At 60.7% G+C, this 19,298-nt stretch carries 22 protein-coding genes and 1 tRNA gene; 20 read left to right on the top strand and 3 right to left on the bottom strand.

Annotation, left to right across the window (positions count from 1 at the left end; all coding sequences use genetic code 11):
- Positions 1–4: 4 nt before the first annotated feature.
- The 12 genes from RF819_RS08275 (at position 5) to RF819_RS08220 (ending at position 9,540) form a co-directional block, all read left to right on the top strand.
- Complete coding sequence (locus tag RF819_RS08275) at positions 5–661, top strand: amino acid ABC transporter permease (protein ID WP_078364548.1); 657 nt, start codon at positions 5–7, stop codon at positions 659–661.
- Between the two features lie 15 nt (positions 662–676).
- The gene (locus RF819_RS08270; protein WP_078364547.1) at positions 677–1,462 is read left to right on the top strand and encodes an amino acid ABC transporter ATP-binding protein; all 786 of its coding nucleotides are present in this window, start codon (positions 677–679) and stop codon (positions 1,460–1,462) included.
- A 64-nt stretch (positions 1,463–1,526) separates the two neighbouring features.
- Positions 1,527–1,892: a DUF2946 family protein gene (locus RF819_RS08265; RefSeq protein ID WP_143541641.1), complete on the top strand. Its 366-nt coding sequence runs from the start codon at positions 1,527–1,529 to the stop codon at positions 1,890–1,892.
- A gap of 171 nt (positions 1,893–2,063) precedes the next feature.
- A complete protein-coding gene (locus RF819_RS08260) occupies positions 2,064–2,561 on the top strand; it encodes a copper chaperone PCu(A)C (protein ID WP_078364546.1) in 498 nt (165 codons plus the stop codon).
- Positions 2,562–2,589: 28 nt separating this feature from the next.
- Positions 2,590–3,045 carry a DUF2946 family protein gene (locus RF819_RS08255; protein ID WP_078364545.1) on the top strand — a complete coding sequence of 152 codons (456 nt, stop codon included), beginning with the start codon at positions 2,590–2,592 and terminating at the stop codon, positions 3,043–3,045.
- 53 nt (positions 3,046–3,098) lie between these two features.
- Positions 3,099–3,620 carry a copper chaperone PCu(A)C gene (locus RF819_RS08250; RefSeq protein WP_143541640.1) on the top strand — a complete coding sequence of 174 codons (522 nt, stop codon included), beginning with the start codon at positions 3,099–3,101 and terminating at the stop codon, positions 3,618–3,620.
- Between the two features lie 130 nt (positions 3,621–3,750).
- Complete coding sequence (locus RF819_RS08245) at positions 3,751–4,872, top strand: ABC transporter substrate-binding protein (RefSeq protein ID WP_078364543.1); 1,122 nt, start codon at positions 3,751–3,753, stop codon at positions 4,870–4,872.
- Entirely contained in the window at positions 4,869–5,933 is a 1,065-nt protein-coding gene (locus RF819_RS08240; RefSeq protein WP_244899883.1) for a FecCD family ABC transporter permease, read from the top strand. Before RF819_RS08245 ends, RF819_RS08240 begins: the two co-directional genes overlap by 4 nt.
- 4 nt (positions 5,934–5,937) lie before the next feature.
- Positions 5,938–6,732 carry an ABC transporter ATP-binding protein gene (locus RF819_RS08235; RefSeq protein WP_078364542.1) on the top strand — a complete coding sequence of 265 codons (795 nt, stop codon included), beginning with the start codon at positions 5,938–5,940 and terminating at the stop codon, positions 6,730–6,732.
- A gap of 38 nt (positions 6,733–6,770) precedes the next feature.
- Positions 6,771–7,400, top strand: a complete 630-nt coding sequence (locus RF819_RS08230) for a cyclic nucleotide-binding domain-containing protein (protein WP_143541639.1) — start codon at positions 6,771–6,773, stop codon at positions 7,398–7,400.
- A gap of 81 nt (positions 7,401–7,481) precedes the next feature.
- Positions 7,482–8,225 carry a PhaM family polyhydroxyalkanoate granule multifunctional regulatory protein gene (locus RF819_RS08225; RefSeq protein ID WP_078364540.1) on the top strand — a complete coding sequence of 248 codons (744 nt, stop codon included), beginning with the start codon at positions 7,482–7,484 and terminating at the stop codon, positions 8,223–8,225.
- A gap of 43 nt (positions 8,226–8,268) precedes the next feature.
- Complete coding sequence (locus tag RF819_RS08220) at positions 8,269–9,540, top strand: FIST signal transduction protein (RefSeq protein WP_078364539.1); 1,272 nt, start codon at positions 8,269–8,271, stop codon at positions 9,538–9,540.
- A 60-nt stretch (positions 9,541–9,600) separates the two neighbouring features.
- Here RF819_RS08220 and RF819_RS08215 read toward each other — a convergent pair whose 3' ends face one another.
- On the bottom strand, positions 9,601–12,621 hold the full coding sequence (locus tag RF819_RS08215) for an EAL domain-containing protein (RefSeq protein WP_158081248.1): 3,021 nt from the start codon (positions 12,619–12,621) through the stop codon (positions 9,601–9,603).
- Between the two features lie 408 nt (positions 12,622–13,029).
- On the opposite strand from RF819_RS08215, the gene RF819_RS08210 reads away from it, so the two are divergent.
- The 4 genes from RF819_RS08210 to RF819_RS08195 are packed head-to-tail and all read left to right on the top strand — an operon-like array spanning position 13,030 to position 15,935.
- Positions 13,030–13,311, top strand: a complete 282-nt coding sequence (locus RF819_RS08210; protein WP_078364537.1) for a DnaJ domain-containing protein — start codon at positions 13,030–13,032, stop codon at positions 13,309–13,311.
- Between the two features lie 25 nt (positions 13,312–13,336).
- Positions 13,337–13,921, top strand: coding sequence for a hypothetical protein (locus RF819_RS08205; protein WP_078366845.1), 585 nt, complete (start codon positions 13,337–13,339; stop codon positions 13,919–13,921).
- 1 nt (position 13,922) lies between these two features.
- On the top strand, positions 13,923–14,666 hold the full coding sequence (locus RF819_RS08200; protein WP_078364536.1) for a hypothetical protein: 744 nt from the start codon (positions 13,923–13,925) through the stop codon (positions 14,664–14,666).
- 36 nt (positions 14,667–14,702) lie between these two features.
- A complete protein-coding gene (locus RF819_RS08195; RefSeq protein WP_242472793.1) occupies positions 14,703–15,935 on the top strand; it encodes a hypothetical protein in 1,233 nt (410 codons plus the stop codon).
- A 24-nt stretch (positions 15,936–15,959) separates the two neighbouring features.
- Here the strand turns inward: RF819_RS08195 and RF819_RS08190 are convergent, their stop codons facing one another.
- Positions 15,960–16,343: a PilZ domain-containing protein gene (locus tag RF819_RS08190; protein ID WP_158081247.1), complete on the bottom strand. Its 384-nt coding sequence runs from the start codon at positions 16,341–16,343 to the stop codon at positions 15,960–15,962.
- Positions 16,344–16,462: 119 nt separating this feature from the next.
- Here RF819_RS08190 and RF819_RS08185 point away from each other — a divergent pair.
- The 3 genes from RF819_RS08185 (at position 16,463) to RF819_RS08175 (ending at position 18,278) form a co-directional block, all read left to right on the top strand.
- Positions 16,463–16,552, top strand: a tRNA-Ser gene (locus RF819_RS08185).
- 412 nt (positions 16,553–16,964) lie between these two features.
- Positions 16,965–17,453, top strand: coding sequence for a hypothetical protein (locus tag RF819_RS08180; RefSeq protein WP_078364533.1), 489 nt, complete (start codon positions 16,965–16,967; stop codon positions 17,451–17,453).
- Between the two features lie 3 nt (positions 17,454–17,456).
- A complete protein-coding gene (locus RF819_RS08175; protein WP_078364532.1) occupies positions 17,457–18,278 on the top strand; it encodes a hypothetical protein in 822 nt (273 codons plus the stop codon).
- A gap of 6 nt (positions 18,279–18,284) precedes the next feature.
- Here the strand turns inward: RF819_RS08175 and RF819_RS08170 are convergent, their stop codons facing one another.
- Positions 18,285–18,575 carry a helix-turn-helix domain-containing protein gene (locus RF819_RS08170; protein ID WP_078364531.1) on the bottom strand — a complete coding sequence of 97 codons (291 nt, stop codon included), beginning with the start codon at positions 18,573–18,575 and terminating at the stop codon, positions 18,285–18,287.
- Between the two features lie 111 nt (positions 18,576–18,686).
- Between RF819_RS08170 and RF819_RS08165 the strand changes: the two genes are divergently transcribed.
- Positions 18,687–19,268: a hypothetical protein gene (locus RF819_RS08165; RefSeq protein ID WP_078364530.1), complete on the top strand. Its 582-nt coding sequence runs from the start codon at positions 18,687–18,689 to the stop codon at positions 19,266–19,268.
- Positions 19,269–19,298 lie beyond the last annotated feature (30 nt).

Here is a 19,298-nt window from a genome sequence, read left to right as displayed (position 1 = left end):
GGGCATGTACGAGTGGAACTTTGGCTACCTCTGGCAATACCGCCAGCTGTTTGCCAACGGCCTGATGGTCACCGTGGGCTACAGCCTGCTGTGTATTGTGTTGGGTATGGCGGTCGGGCTGATCGCGGGCATCGGGGGCCTGGCCAAAACCCGCTTGCTTGCGCTGCCTTTGACATGGTATGTGGAGCTGTTTCGCGCAACGCCGGTGCTGGTGTTGATCATCTGGTTTTATTACGCGCTGCCGGTGTTGATCGGGGTGGCCATGACGGCCTCGGTGGCGGCGGTCCTGGCGTTGTCACTCTACGGCGGGGCGTTTTATTCCGAGATCATCCGGGGCGGTATTGTCTCGATCGACGCGGGCCAGAGTGATGCCGCACGGGCGCTGGGCATGACCCGGTTTCAGGTGATGCGCCGGGTGGTATTGCCACAAGCCTTGCGGCGTATGACCCCACCGCTGATGAACCAGTCGATCATGCAGCTCAAGAACACCTCGCTGCTTTCTGTGCTGGCGCTGCCCGATCTGGTGTACCAGGGCCAGGCGGTGGCGCACGAAACCTATCGCCCGCTGGAGGCCTACACCCTGATTGCCCTGATGTACATCGCCATTTTGTTGCCCGCGAGCAAGCTGGTGCGTCGGCTGGAGTCGCAACGCGCCAAGTAAGCCACCCACCTGACAATGAAACACGCCAGACGCCACGCCATGATCGACATCCACGGGTTACAGAAAAGTTTTGGGGACCACATGGTCCTCAAAGACATCCATATGCACATCAACAAAGGGGCGGTGGTGGCGCTGTTGGGCCCCTCTGGTTCGGGCAAATCCACGCTGCTGCGTTGTATCAACCTGCTGACCATTCCCGACAAAGGCAGCATCCGGGTCGGTAGCCACGAGATGCACTATTCGGGTGATGCCACCCGCCTGCCCGGCGACCGGGCGCTGGCACGTTTTCGGGCCAACACCGGCATGGTGTTCCAGCATTTCAACCTGTTTCCGCACATGACGGTGCTGCAGAACGTGATGGAAGGCCCGTTGACCGTGCTGCGTTTGCCCAAGGCCCAGGCGCGTGAACGGGCGCAGGCGCTGCTGGCCAAAGTGGGCCTGCAAGACAAGGTGGACCAGCGCCCCGAGCAACTCTCTGGCGGCCAAAAACAGCGCGTGGCGATTGCCCGCGCCCTGGCCATGCAGCCCCAGGTGATGTTGTTTGACGAGGTGACCTCGGCGCTCGACCCTGAGTTAGTGGGCGAGGTGCTGGGTGTGATCCGCGAACTGGCGCTTGATGGCATGACCATGGTGCTGGTGACCCATGAAATGGCGTTTGCCCGCGAGGTGGCTGACCAGGTGGTTTTTATGCGCGACGGTGTGGTGTTGGAGAGTGGCCCGGCCAAAGAGGTGATCGACAACCCGCAGCACAGCGCCACCCAGCAGTTTTTTGCGCGTTACCACGCGGGCGCCCAGGTTTGACGGAGGTCAAGCTATCGCTCATGGCTGGCCGAGCTTGACTGAGGTCAAGTTATCATCCGCCACCATGTCCCTTCTGCACTTCCTGCGCAACACCCCCTGGCTCGCCAAACTGGCGCTGCTGTGGTTTGCCTTGACGTTGGGTGTGGCGGTGGCATCCCCCCTGGTGGACCCGCAGCAGGAGCTGCTGATCTGCACCTCGACCGGCATGGCCAAGGTGGTGTTGCATGACGACGGCTCGGTGACCACCAGCCCGGTAGACCAGGCGCACTGCCCGCTGTGTATGACAGGTGGTTTGCCAACCAGCTTTGTCAGCCTGGTGTTTGAGCCACTTTTGCCGCTGGGCCGGGTGCTGCAAAGCATTCCTGCGGCGCGCCTTGCTGCGCTCACGGCCGCACCGCCACCCTCGCGTGGCCCGCCCAGCTTGCTCTAAGCTATCCCATCTATAGCTATCGGCCCTTTATGCATAAGGGCTAGAGGCTGATTTAATCAGTATTTGCGCAAAACACCCCAGCCCCACAGGCTGGCTTTGGTGTGGTTTGCATCGGCTGAAACGCCTTTGTCTCCCGGCACAGCGTGCCATTCTTAACCTGAAGGAAATCCCATGAAGTTGAAGTCTCTGATGATGGCTGCTGTGTTGGCCAGTGTGGCGTTGAGTGCGGTTGCTGAGGGCGCCGTCGAGGTCCAGAACGCCTGGGCGCGCGCCACCGTCAAAGGCCAGATGGCCTCCGGTGCGTTCATGACCCTCACTGCCAAAGACGGTGCCAAGTTGGTGGGCGCAGCCTCGCCTGTGGCCGGTGTGGCACAGGTGCACGAGATGAAAATGGACGGTGGTGTGATGAAGATGAACGAGGTCAAGGGTGGCCTGGATCTGCCCGCAGGCAAGGCGGTGGCGCTCAAACCCGGTGGCTACCACGTCATGCTGATGGACCTCAAAGAGCAACTGGTCAAAGACAGCACGGTGCCTGTGACACTCATCTTCAAAGACGCCAAAGGTGTCGAGAGCAAGCTCGAACTCAAGCTGCCGGTGGCCACCACCGCGCCGGATGGTATGGCTGGGATGGACCATGCCAAACACGGCATGCCCGCTGCCAAGCCCTGATTCCGTCTGAGCACCCCTGCCACTGACCATGTTCGCCGTGCCCAGCCCGCTGCTGATCGCGTTACGCCGCCCTCGGGTGGTGTGGCTGGCGCTGTGGATTGCCTTGCTGGGTGCGCTGGTTCCGACGCTGTCGCATGCCCTGGTGTGGGCACGTGGTGATGCGGCGCTGGTGGAGATCTGCACCACCACCGGACAACGCTGGGTGGTGCTGGAGCAAGCACAGGCCGATGGGGCTTTGCGCACAGCAGACACGTCAGGTGACCCGGCCTCTGCCCAAGGGCTGATGAAGCACTGCCCGTTCTGTTTGTTGTCCGCCGAGCGCCTCAGCACCCCGCCACCGCTCCCGTTCGTGCCCTTGGTGTTAGCTGGGCAGGCCGTGCCAGCGCAAAGTCGGCAGCTATTTGCTTCACTTTTATCGTTTGTTGTTACACCGCCACCGCGCGGTCCACCTGCTTTCCTGAATATCCAATTTCATAGTGCTTGATCCAGTCCTGATAAGGTCTGAAGGCATATTTATTGGTTAGTCAGGAGAGTGTCATGGTGTCAGTTTTGCGCCTTCAGGGGGCGCCTTCTTCTCTGCGGTCCACGGGTTGGCGCCGCTGGATGGTCTCGCTGCTGCTTGTCTTGCCCTTGTGGGTGTCAGCGCATGGTGTCAGCAAAGGTAACTTGCTGATCGATCACCCCTATGCGGTGCCCAGTGTGCCGGGCGCAGCGCAGGGCCAGGTCTACTATCGGGGCATCCAGAACAAGGGTGCGCAGCCTGACCGTCTGTTGGGCGCCAGCACACCCCAGGCCGCCCGGGTGGTGTTGGCGCGCCTGATCCCCGAGGCCCAGGGCCTGCGCGCCGAAGCGGTTTCGGCCATCGAGCTTCCCGCCAAAACCACCATCCGGCTGCGCCATACCGGTGACTACCAACTCACACTGCTCGACCTCAAGTCGCCGCTCAAAGAGGGCGACCGCTTTGATGTCACTCTGGACTTTGAACACGCGGGCAGCCAGACCGTGCAGGTGTGGGTGCAGACCCCGCGTGCTCTGTCCGTCAGCCATGCCGAACACTGAGCGTGCCCCCCTGATACGGCTCGACTTGGGTGTCGAGAGCCTGTTGGACAAGTTTTATTTCCTGCCAAGCGGCGGCGCGCAGTTTCAGCGCTGCCATGGCCAACGTTGCATTTTTTAGCCTGGAGAACCCATGCGTTTTTTTGTCACCAAGTCTGTGCTGCGCCGCCTGTTGGGTGTGTGGCTGGCCGTTTTTGCCCTGTGTGCCTGGCCGGCCACGGTGGAGGTCACCGATGCCCTTGGCCGCAAGGTCAAGGTCAGCAGCCCTGTCCAGCGGGTTGCGCTGAATTTCAACTTTGAGGAGTTCACCGCCGTGGCGGGTAAGGACAACTGGGCCAAGGTGGTGGGCATTTCCCGCGCACCGTTTGAGGGCTGGCGTCCGGTGATCTTCAGCCGCTACGCTGCGGTCATTCCGAACCTGCAGGCCATGCCTGATATCGGGCACTCGGACGATGGCACCTTCAGCGCAGAGAAAGTCATCGCGCTCAAGCCCGATGTGTTGTTCATCGCCGAGTGGACCTACAAGTCACTGCAGACCGCACGTGAGCAGATCGAGGCCGCAGGTATCCCGATTGTGGTGATCGACTACAACGCCCAGCTGCTGGAGCGCCACCTGAGTTCCACCCGCGCCATCGGCAAGGTGATGGGCACCGAGGTCCGTGCCGAGGAACTGGCCAAACTCTACGAGCGTGAGTACAACGGTGTGCTCTCCCGTATCGCCAAGGCCGGTGGCCCATCCCACAAAAAGGTCTATGTCGAGCTGGGTCAGGCTGGCACCGACACCGTGGGCAACAGCTACAGCGGCACCATGTGGGGCAAGATGTTGACCACTCTGGGTGCGGTCAATGTGGCCGATGGCAAATTGCCCGGCCCCTGGGGCCCGTTGAATCCCGAGGCGGTGATTGCCGACAACCCCGACTTGATCTTCATCGCGGGCTCCAGCTGGGTCAACAAACCCAAGGCGGTCAAAACCGGGTACGAAGCCACGCCCGAGATGACCCGTCAGACCCTGTTGCCCTACGCCCAGCGCCCGGCCTGGGCCAACATCAAGGCGGTCAAAAACGGTGAGGTGCATGCGATTGAACACGGCCTGTGCCGCACCTTGTTTGACTTTGTCGCTATGCAGTACATCGCCAAGCGCCTGTACCCGGACGCCTTCAAGGATGTGGACCCCGAGGCCTCGTTCAAGGCCTACCACGCCAAGTACCTGCCAGTCGCTTATGCCGGTACCTGGATGCTACCGCTCAAGCCGTGAGTGCCGTGATCTGTCCCGCCCTGGCAGCGGATGCCGTGAGCACCGAATACCGGCGCAGCATGGCACGCCGTGCGCTGGTGCTGCTGATGGCGCTGGGTCTGTTGCTGCTGGGGGTGCTGCTTGATGCCGCCACCGGGCCGGCCATGCTGCCCGTGGGGGAAGTGGCATGCGCGGTGTTTGGTTACCCCGCCGACAGCTCGGTGCAGGCCATCGTCTGGTCGATCCGTTTGCCGGTGGCCCTGATGGCAATCGCGGTTGGAGCCGCACTGGGCTTGTCGGGTGCCATCATGCAGGCCATTTTGAACAACCCGCTGGCGTCGAGCTACACGCTGGGCATCTCGGCCGGGGCCGGGTTTGGCGCTTCACTGGTGATTGTGCTGGGGATCAGTCTGCCGGTGCCTGACAACTACGCCATTGCCTCCAATGCGATCTTGTTCGCCGGTGTGGCCTGTGCCGGGGTGTACTGGATAGGTGGCGCTCGCAAAGCGTCTGCCGAAGGTCTGGTGCTGGCGGGGATTGCACTGCTGTTTTTGTTTCAGGGCTTGTCCAGCCTGTTGCAGATGGTGGCCTCACCCGAGTCGCTGCAGCAGGTGGTGTTCTGGTTGTTTGGCAGCCTGCAAAAGTCCACCTGGCCCAAATTCTGGGCCATGCTGACGGTGCTGGTCGTGTGTGTGCCCTGGCTGGCGCGGGATGTCTGGGGCCTGACCGCGCTCAAACTGGGCGATGCCCGGGCGGCTGCGCTGGGCGTCAATGTCAGCGCCTTGCGCATCCGCAGCTTTGTGCTGATTTCTGCCTTGACCGGTGTCGCTGTGGCTTTTGTCGGCACCATCGGTTTTGTCGGCCTGGTGGCGCCGCATCTGGCGCGCATGCTCATTGGTGAAGACCAGCGTGGTTTTTTGCCCGCTTCGGGCTTGCTGGGTGCTGTGCTGTTGTCGCTGGCCTCGGTGGCCAGCAAGACCATTTCACCGGGCGCGATTTTCCCGATCGGCATCGTCACCTCCTTGATTGGTGTGCCGTTTTTTATCTGGATGGTCTTGCGCAACCGCAAGAGTTACTGGTGAGGCCATGAACATTTCCCTTCAATCTCTCAGCGTTGCGTATGGCTCACGTGTGGTGTTGCACCCGATTGATTTGTGCGCGCAGCCGGGTCGGGTGCTGGGCATCGTCGGGCCGAATGGATCGGGCAAGTCCACCCTGGTCAAGGCGGTCGCCGGACAGGTCAAGGCCAGCGGCCAGCTGCTGTTCAACGGCAGCGCACAGCGGCCATCAGGATCCATTGCCTACATGCCGCAGGACCAGCTGAGCCTGGCGGCGCTCAGTGTGCTGGAGGTGGTGCTGCTTGGACGTTTGCAGCAGCTGCGCCTGAAGGTGCAGCCTGACGACCTGGCCGCAGTGCGCCAGGTGTTGCAGCGCCTGGGTATCGAGGAGCTGGCCGGGCGTGATGTGCGTGAACTCAGCGGAGGTCAGCGGCAAATGGTGTTTCTGGCTCAGGCGCTGGTGTCGCAGCCCAAGCTGCTGTTGCTTGATGAACCCATCAGCGCGCTTGATATCTGCCACCAGCTGGAGGTGCTGGAGGTGGTGTACCAGACCACCCGCCAGCAGATGCTGACCACGCTGCTGGTGTTGCACGATCTCAATGCCGCTGCCCGCTTTTGTGACGACGTGGTCCTGCTCAAAGACGGCCAACTGCTGGCCTGTGGCAGCCCAGCCCAGGTGCTCACCGTGGCCCATGTGGCGCAGGCTTTTGGGGTGGAGACCGAGGCGCTGCGCTGTGCAGATGGCACCGGTGTGCTGGTACCCAAGCGGGCTGTGCCGAAGCACATAAATGCTATGGATGACATAGCTAGGTGTGCTTTATGAGTAAGGGCTAGAGGTCGATTTAATCCATGGAGGACGGCATGAACAAGCAGCTTCCCGACACACCCATCCGCAACTTGGCAGCGCGCGAGGCGCTGGTGCCTGATGAGCTGCGCCTGCCCTGGCGCGTGGTCTCAGGTGTGTTGCGGGTGGACAGCGCACCCAAAGGCGAGCCCGCGCGTTTTGTCCGCTTGGCGCTGCCCGGTGATGTGGTGGGGGTGGAGCGTTGGGTTGGCAGCAACGACAGCCTGCGTCTGCGCGCGGTGATCGCGGCCCGTCTGACACCGGTGGACGCCAGTGGCGACGCGATGATGCAGATCCTGATGGAAACCGTGGTGGTGGCACACCAGCGTTGCCGCGAGGTGGTCAGCCTGCGCAGCGGTCCGGCGGCGCGGCGTATTCAGGCCTTGCTGCTGATTTTTGCCCAAAGCGGTGTGGCTGAGGGGGTGGATGAGGGCTTGGCCACCCAGAACTTTGCAGTGCCGCATCTGTCTGACCTGAGCGCGATTCTGGACATCGCCCCCGAGACCGCCTCGCGTGCCTTCACCAGCATGCGCAGCGGTGACTTTCTGGCCGAGCGTCGGCCCCAGAAAGCGCGGTTGCGTGGGTCCGTGGCGCTTGGGGTGGAGGCGGTGGCCGGCCTGTCCACGGTGCTGGCGCCGGGCACCTAGACCAGGTGCCCAGATCAGTCACTGGGTTGGGCCGCATTGGGGTAAGCTGTGGCCACCCCAGCACCCACCAAGGAGACTTTCATGAGCGACACATCCAGCACCGGATTTGGCCAGTTTGTTCCGGGCTTTGACTTTTTGCAAAACTTGGCCAAAAGCACCTCGCAGGCCATTCCGCAGATGCCCAACATGGCCAACTGGATTGCGCCCACCCTCAGTGTGGAAGAGCTCGACAAACGCATCTCCGAACTCAAGGCGGTGCACTTCTGGCTGGACCAGAACTCCAAGGCTCTGGCCGCCACCGTGCAGGCGCTGGAGGTGCAAAAAATGACCCTTGCCACCTTGAAGGGCATGAATTTCAACATGACCGATGTGGCCAACGCTTTCAAGCTCAAGGCCGCCGATACCGTGGCCTCGGGCCTGCAGAAAGTCAGCGACACCGCTGCCGCGACCGTGCAAACCGTGAGTGATGTGGCGGGCAAAACCGAGGACATGGCCAGAAAGGTGGGCGACGTCGCGAAACCCGCTGCGGCCGCTGCGGTGGCTGGCTTGGTCGATCCGCTGCAGTTGTGGAATTCACTGACCCACCAGTTCCAGGCGATTGCCGCCAGCGCCATGGCCGAGGTCGGCAAAGCCAGCGCCAAGGACGTTGGCAAGAAGCTGGTCAAGGGTGCCGCCAAGGGGGTGGCAAAACAGGTCAGCAAAGCGTCGGTGGTGAGTCCACCCGCCAAAAAGGCAGTAGCCAAACGGGTTGCTGCCAAGGCCCCAGCCAAAGTCGCCGCCAAGAAAACCGCTGAGGCCAGCGCCCGTGGTGTGCGCAGACGGTGAGACTTCAGCCCAACCTTCCATTTGAAAGCCTGCGGGCCCTGACATGAAACTTTTCCCTTACGCACACGCCACCCATCCGCGCTGGGACATGGCCGCCGGTCTGGTGCTGGCGCAGTTGCGCGCCCAGATGAGCTTGCATGGCTACGCCGCCAACCCGACACTGGCGCTGCTCTACATCACCGACCCCTATGTGCCGCAGGCGCAGGAGATCCTGGCCTACCTGAGTGCTGAGTTGCCGGAGGTGACCGACTGGTCCGGCACTGTGGGGGTGGGCATTGCCTCCAACAACGTCGAGTACTTTGACGAGCCCGCGATGGCGGTCATGTTGTGTGAGCTGCCCAGTGACCAATACCGGGTGTTCTCGGGGGTGGCGCCGCTGGGCATGGCGTTTGAGGCACATACCGCCCTGGTGCATGCCGATCCGCACACGGTGGACATGACCGAACTGGTGGACGAGATGGCGGCCCGCACCGATTCGGGTTACCTGTTTGGTGGTTTGTCCAGCAGTCGCGGCAAGACGGTGCAGTTTGCGGTGGCGGGGGACGGCAACGTCAAGGGCCAGGGCGCCGCCAGCGGGGTGTTCAGTGGGGGCCTCAGTGGTGTGGCTTTTGGGCCGGGAATCAACCTGGTGTCGCGTGTCACCCAGGGCTGCCTGCCGCTGGCGGGTGCGCACCAGATCACCGCCGCGCAGCACAACGTGGTGCTGGGGCTCGACGGTGAACCCGCGCTGGAGGTGCTGCTGCGTGAGCTGGATGTGTCGCTCGACAAACCGCGTGAGGCCCTGCACGCGGTGCGTGCCACGCTAGCGGGCCTGACCGAACGGGGTGCACAGGCCGGTGTGGCGGGCGACGCCCCCACCATCACCCGCACCGGCAACTTTGGCAGCGATGTGCTGGTGCGCCACATCATTGGCCTGGACCCGGCGCGTCTGGGCATTGCGCTGGCGTCCCCGGTCAAAGAAGGTATGGAGCTGGCGTTTTGCCAGCGCAATGTGCAGGCCGCCCGTGCCGACCTGCGGCGGGTTTGCGCTGAAATCCGTGAGGAGCTGGAGCCGCAGGAGCTGGCGCTGGAGTCCGCCACCGCGCTGGCCGCGAGTGAGGCCGAGGCCGCACCCCATCCGGCACGTGGCATCGCCGGGGCGATTTATGTGAGTTGCTCCGGGCGTGGCGGCGAACATTTTGGCGGCCCGAGTGCGGAGCTGCAGATCATCCGCCACGCGTTGGGTGACGTGCCGCTGGTGGGGTTTTTTGCCGGTGGCGAAATCGCCCGCAACCATTTGTATGGCTACACCGGGGTGCTCACCGTTTTTACGTGAGGTCTGTCTCTTGCCCTTTGGTGGGTGAACTCCAAAGCGCTTTCAGTGGTTCACGCTGGGTCAGACTGCGGGATGCACAAGCCTCACACTGTCCCTGGCTGGATGCTGCCCCGAAGCGCTGTACCAGGCGGGGTCGGGTTTCCAGGACCTCACCCAGGTCGGCAAATCGCTGGCGGGCATTGGTCGTGCAATGCCATAACCCTGTGCCAGGTCACAACCCAGCATCATCAGCATGCTGCCCTGCCCGACAGTCTCCACGCCCTCGGCAATCACCTCGCGTTTAAAGGCAGAAGCCAAGCTGATCACACTCTGCAAAATCGGCAGATCCTCCGGGTCTTCGAGCATGTTGCGCACAAAACTCTGATCGATCTTGATCATTTTGACGGGCAAGCGTCGCAAATAGGTGAGTGATGAGTAACCTGTGCCAAAGTCGTCCAGGGCAAAACCGACTTTGAACTGTGCGCAGGCCTCAATCAGGTCGGAGATCTGTTTGATATCTGCCAGCGCGCTGGTCTCGAGGATCTCCAGTTCAAGGTGAGATGGATTTACCAAGGGGTGGTGTGCCAAGATATCCCGCAGGCGCATCACAAAGTCGGGTCGCTGTAGCTGGCACGCTCCGATGTTGACGCTGACCGCCATATCCAGGCCAAGGGCCCGCCAAGCGTCGATCTGGGTCAATGCGGTGTTAATCACCCACTCTCCCAAGTCGATCGACAGCGGGTGGTCGTCCACCAAGGGCAGAAACTCGGCGGGTGCCAACAGACCCCGCTCGGGGTGTTGCCAACGTATCAGGGCTTCAACACCCACCACGGTGCCGGTTCGCATATTGACCTTGGGTTGGTAATACAAGACAAACTCACGGTCATTTAACGCTGCACTGATGCGTTCCAGGCTTTCGTTGCGCAGACGGATGCCATTGTCCAGAACAGCATCAAAGACATGGATGCGGTTTTTTCCTGCCAGCTTGGCCTGGTACATCGCTTGATCGGCTTGGCGCAACAACTGGTCGGCATCGATGGGCTGCGCTTGGGGGTAAAAGGTGACGCCGATGCTGGCAGACACCTGGAGTTTTTGACCCGCAACCACGAGTGTTTGTGAGGCCGCATCCAGCAGTCGACGCAACATGGGCAGGCTGGCTTCGCCGTGTGTGAGGTCTGCCATCACCGCCACAAACTCATCACCACCCAGTCGGGCCAGCGTGTCCTCTTCGCGCAAGACCTGCTTCATGCGATCAGCGACTTGTATCAACAACTGGTCACCGGCTTCATGACCATACTGGTCGTTGATGGTTTTGAAACCGTCCAGGTCAAGGTAGCCGATCGCCATCATCTTGCCGCGGCGCTCGGTTTGCGCCAGACCTTGGTTCAGACGATCTGACAGCAGCAAACGATTGGGCAGGTTGGTGAGGGCATCAAAATGCGCCATGTGTTCCAGCTGACTCTGGTGCTCTCGGATGGCGGTCACGTCTGTGAACAAGGCCACGTAGTGTTCAATACATCCGTCCGTGCCCAGCACGGCCGTCACCGTCAGCGCTTCCAGGTAGAGCTGGCCGCTTTTGCGGCGGTTCCAGAGTTCTCCATACCAGTGACCTTTGCTGCGAAGGTCTTTCCACATGGCGACATAAAACGCTTTGTTCTGGCGCTTCGAGCTCAACAGACTCGGGTTCTTGCCCAAGACCTCATCTCGCTCATAACCTGTGATGCGGGTGAACGCGCCATTGACGTTCAAAATGGTGCCATCTGCCTTGGTGATCATGATGCCCTCTCGGGCATAGGTGAAAACACTGGCTGCCTGCATGGCACTTTCGGCCTTTTTTTGTTCGGTCACATCGCGCGCAGCGGCAAACACACCCAGCACCTTGCCCTGCTCGTCGCGGTAAAGGCTGGCGTTGTAGAGCACATCCGTGCGTTTGCCGCTGATGTGGCGGACAACCAGCGGATAGTCGGTGACAAAACCTTTGGCAAAGACCTGCTGGTAGCCTTCGCGGGCATGGACCGGGTCGGTGAAATAGTCCGCAAAATCACTGCCGACCAGTTCCGCACGGGCCAGCCCGGTGACGCGCTCGGTTGCGGTGTTGACGTCGGTGATCTTGCCTTCGGCACTGATGGTGACCAGAGGGTCCAGACTGGCTTCGAGCAGGCTACGTGAGTACCGCGACACCTGTTGCTCTATCAATCGGCGCTGGCGCTGGGCTCGCCAAGCGATGACACCGATCACGACCAGCGCCGCCAGCACAGCGATGACCACCCACAACCAGCGGCGCATCCAGGCCTGAATCACAGCCAAGGGCTCTGGCCGAATGCTGATCCATTGGTCCAGCACGGCCTGGCGTTCCTGGTCTGGGATCGAGGCCAGTGCTTTGGACAGAATATCGCGCAGAACCGGCAAATCCTTGCGAACACCAAAGCTCAGCTCATAGGTGAAATCAAAAGCGGCAAACAGCCGAAGGTTGGCAATCTTCTCGCGCTCAATAAAGAAAGAGGCGCTGGCCACATCCATGATGACCGCATCGACCTCCCCAAAGGACAGTTTGCGCATGCCATCCAGGTCATCGGGAACCAGGGTCAGCTGGATCGTCGGGAACTTGCTCTCCAGGTATTTCTGGACGCCATAACCCTTGCCGACCGCGACGCGTTTGTTCACAAAGCTGGCGGGCCATTCCCCTTGTGGAAAGCCAGCCTTGACGATGATCGCGGTGGGAACGCTGAGGTAGGGCTGGGTGAAATTCAGATACTGTGCGCGTTCTGGGGTTGCTTTCAGCGATGTCACCACATCCGACTGGCCCTGCTGAACTCCCGCCAGAATGGTTTGCAGGTTTTGCGCTGGCAGGATCTGAAAACGGGTGCCCAGCCGCTTCTGAAGCAACGCAAGCATGTCCGCCGAGATGCCATGCCAAGCCTGCGACTCCAAGAAGCTGAAAGGGGGGTAGTTTTCCTCTGGCGCGATACGGATTTGATCGCGATGGCTATCGATCCACTCAAGCTCCTGCGCCGTCAGAAAACTGCTCTGGGTACCTGCGGCCAAAGCCGGGGCAACAAACATGTTGCAGACAACCGCGCCCAGCGCTAACAGTCTTCTCATCCAGATGGTCCGGTGTTGTCTCACGGATGGCAGCCCTCGCAAGTTCGGGTTGTGACGTGTACTGACACTGACACAGGCAGTGTTGCATGAGTGCGGTGCATGATGCCACAGCGCTGTGGGTGCGTGTTGCATCGGTTGCAGCCGACAAGACGCAAGCTGACCAGCGAAGGGGCATCTGCGCTTCCTCTGCGTCAGGTGTCATCGCTGGTGAAGAAGGCGTGGTGCATAATTCATCCCCTGAGGAAGCCCTGCAAAACACGGGTATACAAGTGTCCAGGCGGCTTCTGAAAGCCTTGTTATCAATGAGTTATGCGATGGGTGGGTTTGGGTTCAGACCCGCAGGTCGCGCCCAGCACCGTACCCCGGCTAACGGGGGCTACCCCACGCGCCACTTACGCAACATGCCTCATGCAGCATAAAGACCATTACGCCGCCTTGGGTTTGCCCAGCTCGGCCTCACTTGCCGATATCAAGAAGGCTTTTCGCCAGCAGGCGTCCGTGCATCACCCCGATCGCAACGACTCGCCCCAAGCGCCGGCGCGGTTTCGTGCGGTGCAAGAGGCGTATGAGGTGCTGTCGGACCCGGACCGGCGCAAAGCCTATGATGACAATCGCCAGCGCAACCTGCTAGACAACCCTCTGGAGACGGCACGCGCGATCTGGCTTGACTATTTTGGCCGCCTGGTTTGAGGCCGGCCGTTTGGAAGGAACTGCGATGAGCATGTCTGCATTTTTTCGTGCTTTGCACAACGCCTACCAGGCGGAGATTGATGACCTGACCTCGGACTCCGAGGGCAAGGATGTGCTGCGCCAGCGCTTGCAGGAAAAGCGCAGCCAGCTCACTTTTTTAAGCCAGATGATGGAAACCGCACCTGAAATGGTGGCGGTGGTTTTTCATGGTGGCTTCCAGTTCAAGCTGCCAGCCGTCATGGAACATGTGCTGACCCTGGAGTCCGACGAGTTCCCCGACTGGGACAGTCTGGCGGATGCGGTTCAGATGGCGCCGTGGGCCAGCAAGCTGGCCGACGTGTTGCTCAAGCAGCCGATGGGTGATTGGTTCATGACGGTGGCTGCCACGCTGGAGTACCTGTACCAGAGGCCGTCGCCGCACCAGCAAGACCATGCCAACGACGAGGAGCCCGCGGAACACACCGACCACGGCAGCCGTTCGCAGGCCCGCCATCTGGACCATGGTCACGACTTTGACGCGGATGATGACCACGCCCACAGGACCGACCAGGACCACGACGAAGCCAGCGCTGACTGGCTCGAAGGCCAGGGTTTTGACCGCAAGGAGTGACATGAAACATTTGGCCCTGATCGAAAAAACCCAATCCCTGATTGCCGCCGGTGACATCGTGGGCGCCGAGTCGGCGCTGGTTGAACTGGCCGATACCCAGGGCGATGGCGCGCTGATGGAGGTGCTCGCCGAGCTGCCTCCCAAAGACGTGTTGGCGGTGATCCGCGAGTACGACAACTCCAAGTCATCCATCATCAACCTGATGCTCACGCCCGAGCAGTTTGCCCGCGCCGTGGTCATTGAAAAGCAGTACCGCGACCTGACCCGTGGCCATTTGCGCGGCATGATGAACTCGGTGATCTTCCGTGATGGTGCCGACCCGCTGGCGTTTTTGACCGCGATTGGTGACCTGGAAGGTGGCAGCGAGGCACTGGCCGACTACTTTGAGGAAAAGTGGAGCCGTGTGGAGGCTTTCGCCCGTGCCGGTGTGTTTGACACCGTCGAGGATGACGGCGACATGGTCTCCGAAGACGACCTGCGCGCCAACGCGTGGGCGCGCCCGCGTGTGGACCAAGACGAGGTGGCTGACCAGGACTGGATGCAACTGGCCTGGCTGCTGCGCCACGAGTTGCCCGACCTGTTCATTGAAATGCTGCTGGTGTTGCGTGCCAAAGCGCGGGCTTTTGAGCTGGGGCTGGATGCCGAAGACCTGCCCGAGGACGATGGCAAGGTGGAGACCCGTGACACCGACCTGGGCAAAGCCACACCCGCAGCGCGCGAGTCAGACGAAGAATCCGCCATCTAGCCTTGTGGGCCGGCCTTGATGCCCGCCCAGCCAAACATGCCAACCACCACCCCATCTGCCGCTGACGTTTCTGGTGCCGTTTCGTTGTTTGACGGGCGCCCTTTTTTCGAGAAGGCGCTGTTGTACGGTGTCCAGCATGGGCTGATCGATGCCGCCAAACTCGACGCCATCCGTGAGGAAGCGCCCAAAGGCATGGTGCAGATCGCCCGCTACTTTGGCAGCGAGTTCCTGCGCCCCGAACTTGAAAAAGCACGTGACCGCATCGTCAATCTGGTCAGCCTGCACCTGCAGTTGGCCAGCGAGGGTGACCTGCGTGTGGCGGCCACCTTGTTGCGTGAACACTCGTTCCTGTCGCGCTCCAAAGCGGGCTCGGACCTGCTCAAGGCGATGATCGTGATGCCGCAAAACACCCACTTCGGCATGAACGAACGTGGTGGTTTTTCGGACCGACACATCCCGCAACTGGCGCGCTGGTCCTTGGCAAGTTTTGCCGAGGTTCAAGTCGAACTGGCGGCGCGTCAACGTGTGGCGCGGGTGGTGGACGCCGCCTTGTGGATGGCGGACCAGTTGGGGCTGGCCGCTGATGAGTTGCAAGACTACGAGCCCGATGCCGAGGCAGTGATCCGTACCGCCCTGCTGGTGGCCGCTACGCGGCGCAAGGAGCTGCCTGATTGGCCGATGTTCGAGAAAATGATAGCAATGTTGCGGCGTAAGGAAGGGGCTGCAGTCACTTTATCCTTGGTATTGCCCAAGAACCTGCCTGCCGAGTACTGCGAGGTAGTGGCCTCTGTGCGTGACAGTGTGGTGTCTGATTTGCCCAAATTGCTCGATGCACGTTTGGGCGTGCGCAAGCTGTTTGACCAGACGCCCGCATTCATGGGGCGCTACTTCTGGATTGAAGATGCCTTGAGTGAAGTCAGCCAGCATGACCGTGCGCGTTCAGCGGCCTGGGACAAGCTGACCCAGGGCCATGGTGACGACGGCACCCTGCTGACCCTGTGTGTGTGTGTGGCAGCTGGCAGTCCGCCCAAAACCTTGTTGACCGACAAGTCAGCCGCCACCCTGATCCGCAAGATGCGCAAAAGCGGCTTTTTCCCGGAGAAGGCGACGCAGTTTGTGCAGGAACACGCGCCGGAGCAGCATCAGGACGACTACACCCGGCTGTGGTCGGACTTTGTGGCCGAAGCGCAATCCACCCTGTTGAGTGACCACGACAGCAAGCTCAGTGACGCGCTGTCTTTGTTGCGGCGGGAATGTAACCTCGCCTGATCGTGCGCCGTTACTTGGCTTGGCTCAGGCCTGCCGACTGGAGAAAAGGTGGGACAGTTCGCGGTCCATCAAATCGGCGTCCCCGGTGTTGAGCTCCAGCAGGCGACGCAACAAGGTCAGGCTGGTCAGGTCAATGTGCTCACAGCGCATGCCGATGTGACAGCCTTTCAAATGGGCCACCGTGCCTGCCATCTCAATCGTCTCACCGTCGTTGGACAGTGGCAACAACAGGCGACACGGCGCCTGAAGCTGAACGTCTTCAGGCACATCGGTTTGCACCAAGGCGCCTTTGAGTGCCAGGTCCAGCAAGCTGACCTCCAGCGTTTTGCCAGGCAGGTGCAGTGTCACAGCCGCACTGAAGGGGATGCGCGAAAACAGGCGGTGACTTTCGGCAGGGAAGGCTTTCATGTGGTTTCCTTGAAGCATGGCAAGAGCCGGGGGTGTCGCACCGGGCAAATCATAAGGCAGGACCAAGTTGACAACTCTACAACGGAGTTGCCCGGCACCTCAAGCTACAATTCAGGCATGGAAGCTTGGCCGAGCGGTTTAAGGCACCGGTCTTGAAAACCGGCGATGTTTTACGACATCCGTGAGTTCGAATCTCACAGCTTCCGCCAGAACACAACTTGATAAGTTGTTGATTTTTAAGGGATTTACCGCATTTTAGCAGCCCGCATATCAACAAGCAAATATCAAAGCTACTATCAAACGCCACAGCGGTACAAACCCTGTGGCGTTTTTCTTTCTGGATTGCAAACCTCCTGATGCCTTCTGCACGGAGGCACTTGGCAAGACGTGCTGTCTGGCAAAGTTATTGTGTTCGCGTTGGTTGTTGGTAGGCGCTTACACTGAAAACGTCACGGCAACAGCACAACTCAGTGCAGGCTTGCCGCCGACCAGCGCGTAGGGCAGACACCAGCCCACTGCCGCAAAGCCCAATCTCCCCTGATTCATGAACCTCTGAGCCCATCGGCAACTCGGGCTGGCTTTGCCCTGCGCGTTGATTTCAACCTTTCAAGGAACCAATCCATGGCTACAGCACTTACCTCCTCAAATTTTCAACCCCACTTCAAGCGCGTCGCAGCAGGCGAAGACCGGCATGCAGATGTGTACTGCGTCATCGCCTCCCTTGTCGGCAACGGCAAGACGTTGGACGACATCCGTAAACAGGCGGAAACGCTGGGCGTGCCCAAAGCAGGGCCGTACTACCCCTATATCGACGGCGACCTGATCGCCAAAATTTTGGCCGCGTATGGTCTCGTTGCGACGGTTTGGAAGGAGGCCAAAGATTTCAAGGACTTGCCCGATGTGGCGATTGCCATGGTGGATTACGACGCTGACTGGGAGGTGGGACGGTGTGTGGTCTTTCATCGCATGCGCTCAACAGACGGAAAAACCATCCAAGCCTATTGCGTGGACTCTGCGTCGGGCAAACCTGCGGCTACCACTGACCTGGCTGGACTGATCCCAAGCTGGTACATCGGCGTAACGCAGATGCAGAAGACCGCAGGGAAGTAAGCCATGCGCGGCCCCTTTCTGTTTCCCGCACTGGCAGGCCAGACCGTCGTGGCCTTTCGCGTTTGTGAACCGTGGGCGGCCGCGCTGCCGCCGACCGAAGACCCAGCACCCTTGTTCGGTGCCATCGTTCTTGGATGCAACCGGCATGCACTGCTGTGCCATTCACCAGTCCGCCACCTGGGTAACCCGCAAGGCAGCAAGATTGGTTTGCACGGTGGCGGGACTGCCGAACTGCCTTTTCGGGCCAGCCTGTGCGAAGCCGAGGACTTGGAGTACTGGTTGCCACTCACGGGCGGTGCCCACTGGTCGCACTGCGCCAGTCCGGTTCTGCCTACGCCAGGAGAGGCACTGGCCGAAGCGCCGCAGATGGTGCGAGACGGCGATAGCGGGCCTTGGCAATTGGAATTTCGCTTTCGCACCGGTAGGTGCTTTCGCTTGCAGTACCGCCCCGACATGGATGCCAGCCTCCAGTTCGCTCCGGTCGAAGTTGGCTACTCGCTGAACCGCGTTGAGATCATGGGGCCGGAGGAAGACTTCGGTTGGCTGCACCCTTTGCGCCTGCGCAAGTTCGTGGTGGACGGGGTACTGTGGGAAAGCGCCAAGGTCTGGCCGATTCAGGTGCTTCGGGCCAACCGGGAGTCCGCCGACCCCCAAGGCTTCTTCCGCCACACTTGGCGCAATGCCTTACGGGCCTACTTCAAACAGTGTCCACCAAGCTACCGGCGGCGATTGATCGAGCTGCGTTACCCCGTGCAAGTGCAGGGCATACCTGCTGGCGTGATCGAAGAGGTGGCAGAGGAACTACGACAGGAAAGCCGGAACTGACGATCTTCAGTGCTTGCCCTTACGTGCAGGCAGTTCCTGCATCAGGTCTGCTGCATCCAGCCCCAGGCCATGAGCCAGCCGCCAGATGTTGTACAGGCTCAGGTTGCGCTCACCTCTTTCCACGGCACCCACGTAGTTGGCGTGCAGGTCGGCCCGTTCGGCCAGCATTTCCAGCGTCAACTGCTTGGCCACGCGGAAGTCCCGCAGCCGGGAACCAAACACTGCTTGCACCCGGTCGCGCTCTTGCGCGAAGCGTGCTTCGAGCGGCTGCGGTTTGTTAACAAGTACCCGGGTCATGCCGGGTAGTTTTGCTACTCACACTCTATCAGTCCACAAACTATCAGTTTGTTTCTGGCAAACTCGCGCCATCAACCAAACGGATAGTGTTTATTTCAGAAGGAAGTTCAAGTGTCCAAGCGATCAGAAAAAGAAGCCCGCGAAAACGCAGACTTGGTGGGGATGCTGGCCCCAGCATTAGCAGCGACCGCCTTGTTATCGTATTTCCAGTACCGCGCCTTGAAGAAACAGTTCCTGTCTGGCGCGCAGGTCAAGCGCATTGACGACCTTGAGGCCCAGACACCCATTTTGGCGATCTCGACACTCGGCATCGTGTTTGCGTTGTGGGGCCTCTATGCATTTGCCGCGTGGGCATTCCGAGGGCACGCGGCATTCACCCCAGTCGCGGCGCTGGCGGCTTACGCCGTCTGGCTGCTCATCAAGCGTCTACTGGCTGCGCAGGCCGCTTGCCTGCTGGGTGTGGTGGTGGATCAGCAAGCAGGTGCCATCACCTTTCCGACGTTCTTCCCAGCACTCAGAACCGTACCGCTCGCAGAGATTGCCCAGCTCACCCGCGAAGACGGCAACAAGCTGCACATCGCCGGGGAGTTCGGCTCCTACTCGCTACGGTTCAGCGACAAGCGCCGACGCGATGAATGCATCTATCTGCTGAAGTCGCGTACCAGAGTAAAGATGCTGGCTGAGCTTGAGTAGCCCTTTGACGTCGAATCGAAAGGGAGGACA

The organism is Rhodoferax fermentans, from assembly GCF_002017865.1.
GTDB lineage: Bacteria > Pseudomonadota > Gammaproteobacteria > Burkholderiales > Burkholderiaceae_C > Rhodoferax > Rhodoferax fermentans.
The sequence above is the reverse complement of the archived record's forward strand: the minus strand, read 5'-3'. Positions and strand labels throughout refer to the sequence as shown.

Bases quoted from the DNA above. Each gene is read 5' to 3' on its own strand.
- RF819_RS08275 (WP_078364548.1), top strand. From the start codon at position 5: ATGTACGAGTGGAACTTTGGCTACCTCTGGCAATACCGCCAGCTGTTT.
- RF819_RS08270 (WP_078364547.1), top strand. From the start codon at position 677: ATGAAACACGCCAGACGCCACGCCATGATCGACATCCACGGGTTACAG.
- RF819_RS08265 (WP_143541641.1), top strand. From the start codon at position 1,527: ATGTCCCTTCTGCACTTCCTGCGCAACACCCCCTGGCTCGCCAAACTG.
- RF819_RS08260 (WP_078364546.1), top strand. From the start codon at position 2,064: ATGAAGTTGAAGTCTCTGATGATGGCTGCTGTGTTGGCCAGTGTGGCG.
- RF819_RS08255 (WP_078364545.1), top strand. From the start codon at position 2,590: ATGTTCGCCGTGCCCAGCCCGCTGCTGATCGCGTTACGCCGCCCTCGG.
- RF819_RS08250 (WP_143541640.1), top strand. From the start codon at position 3,099: ATGGTGTCAGTTTTGCGCCTTCAGGGGGCGCCTTCTTCTCTGCGGTCC.
- RF819_RS08245 (WP_078364543.1), top strand. From the start codon at position 3,751: ATGCGTTTTTTTGTCACCAAGTCTGTGCTGCGCCGCCTGTTGGGTGTG.
- RF819_RS08235 (WP_078364542.1), top strand. From the start codon at position 5,938: ATGAACATTTCCCTTCAATCTCTCAGCGTTGCGTATGGCTCACGTGTG.
- RF819_RS08230 (WP_143541639.1), top strand. From the start codon at position 6,771: ATGAACAAGCAGCTTCCCGACACACCCATCCGCAACTTGGCAGCGCGC.
- RF819_RS08225 (WP_078364540.1), top strand. From the start codon at position 7,482: ATGAGCGACACATCCAGCACCGGATTTGGCCAGTTTGTTCCGGGCTTT.
- RF819_RS08220 (WP_078364539.1), top strand. From the start codon at position 8,269: ATGAAACTTTTCCCTTACGCACACGCCACCCATCCGCGCTGGGACATG.
- RF819_RS08215 (WP_158081248.1), bottom strand. From the start codon at position 12,621: ATGAGAAGACTGTTAGCGCTGGGCGCGGTTGTCTGCAACATGTTTGTT.
- RF819_RS08210 (WP_078364537.1), top strand. From the start codon at position 13,030: ATGCAGCATAAAGACCATTACGCCGCCTTGGGTTTGCCCAGCTCGGCC.
- RF819_RS08205 (WP_078366845.1), top strand. From the start codon at position 13,337: ATGAGCATGTCTGCATTTTTTCGTGCTTTGCACAACGCCTACCAGGCG.
- RF819_RS08200 (WP_078364536.1), top strand. From the start codon at position 13,923: ATGAAACATTTGGCCCTGATCGAAAAAACCCAATCCCTGATTGCCGCC.
- RF819_RS08195 (WP_242472793.1), top strand. From the start codon at position 14,703: ATGCCAACCACCACCCCATCTGCCGCTGACGTTTCTGGTGCCGTTTCG.
- RF819_RS08190 (WP_158081247.1), bottom strand. From the start codon at position 16,343: ATGAAAGCCTTCCCTGCCGAAAGTCACCGCCTGTTTTCGCGCATCCCC.
- RF819_RS08180 (WP_078364533.1), top strand. From the start codon at position 16,965: ATGGCTACAGCACTTACCTCCTCAAATTTTCAACCCCACTTCAAGCGC.
- RF819_RS08175 (WP_078364532.1), top strand. From the start codon at position 17,457: ATGCGCGGCCCCTTTCTGTTTCCCGCACTGGCAGGCCAGACCGTCGTG.
- RF819_RS08170 (WP_078364531.1), bottom strand. From the start codon at position 18,575: ATGACCCGGGTACTTGTTAACAAACCGCAGCCGCTCGAAGCACGCTTC.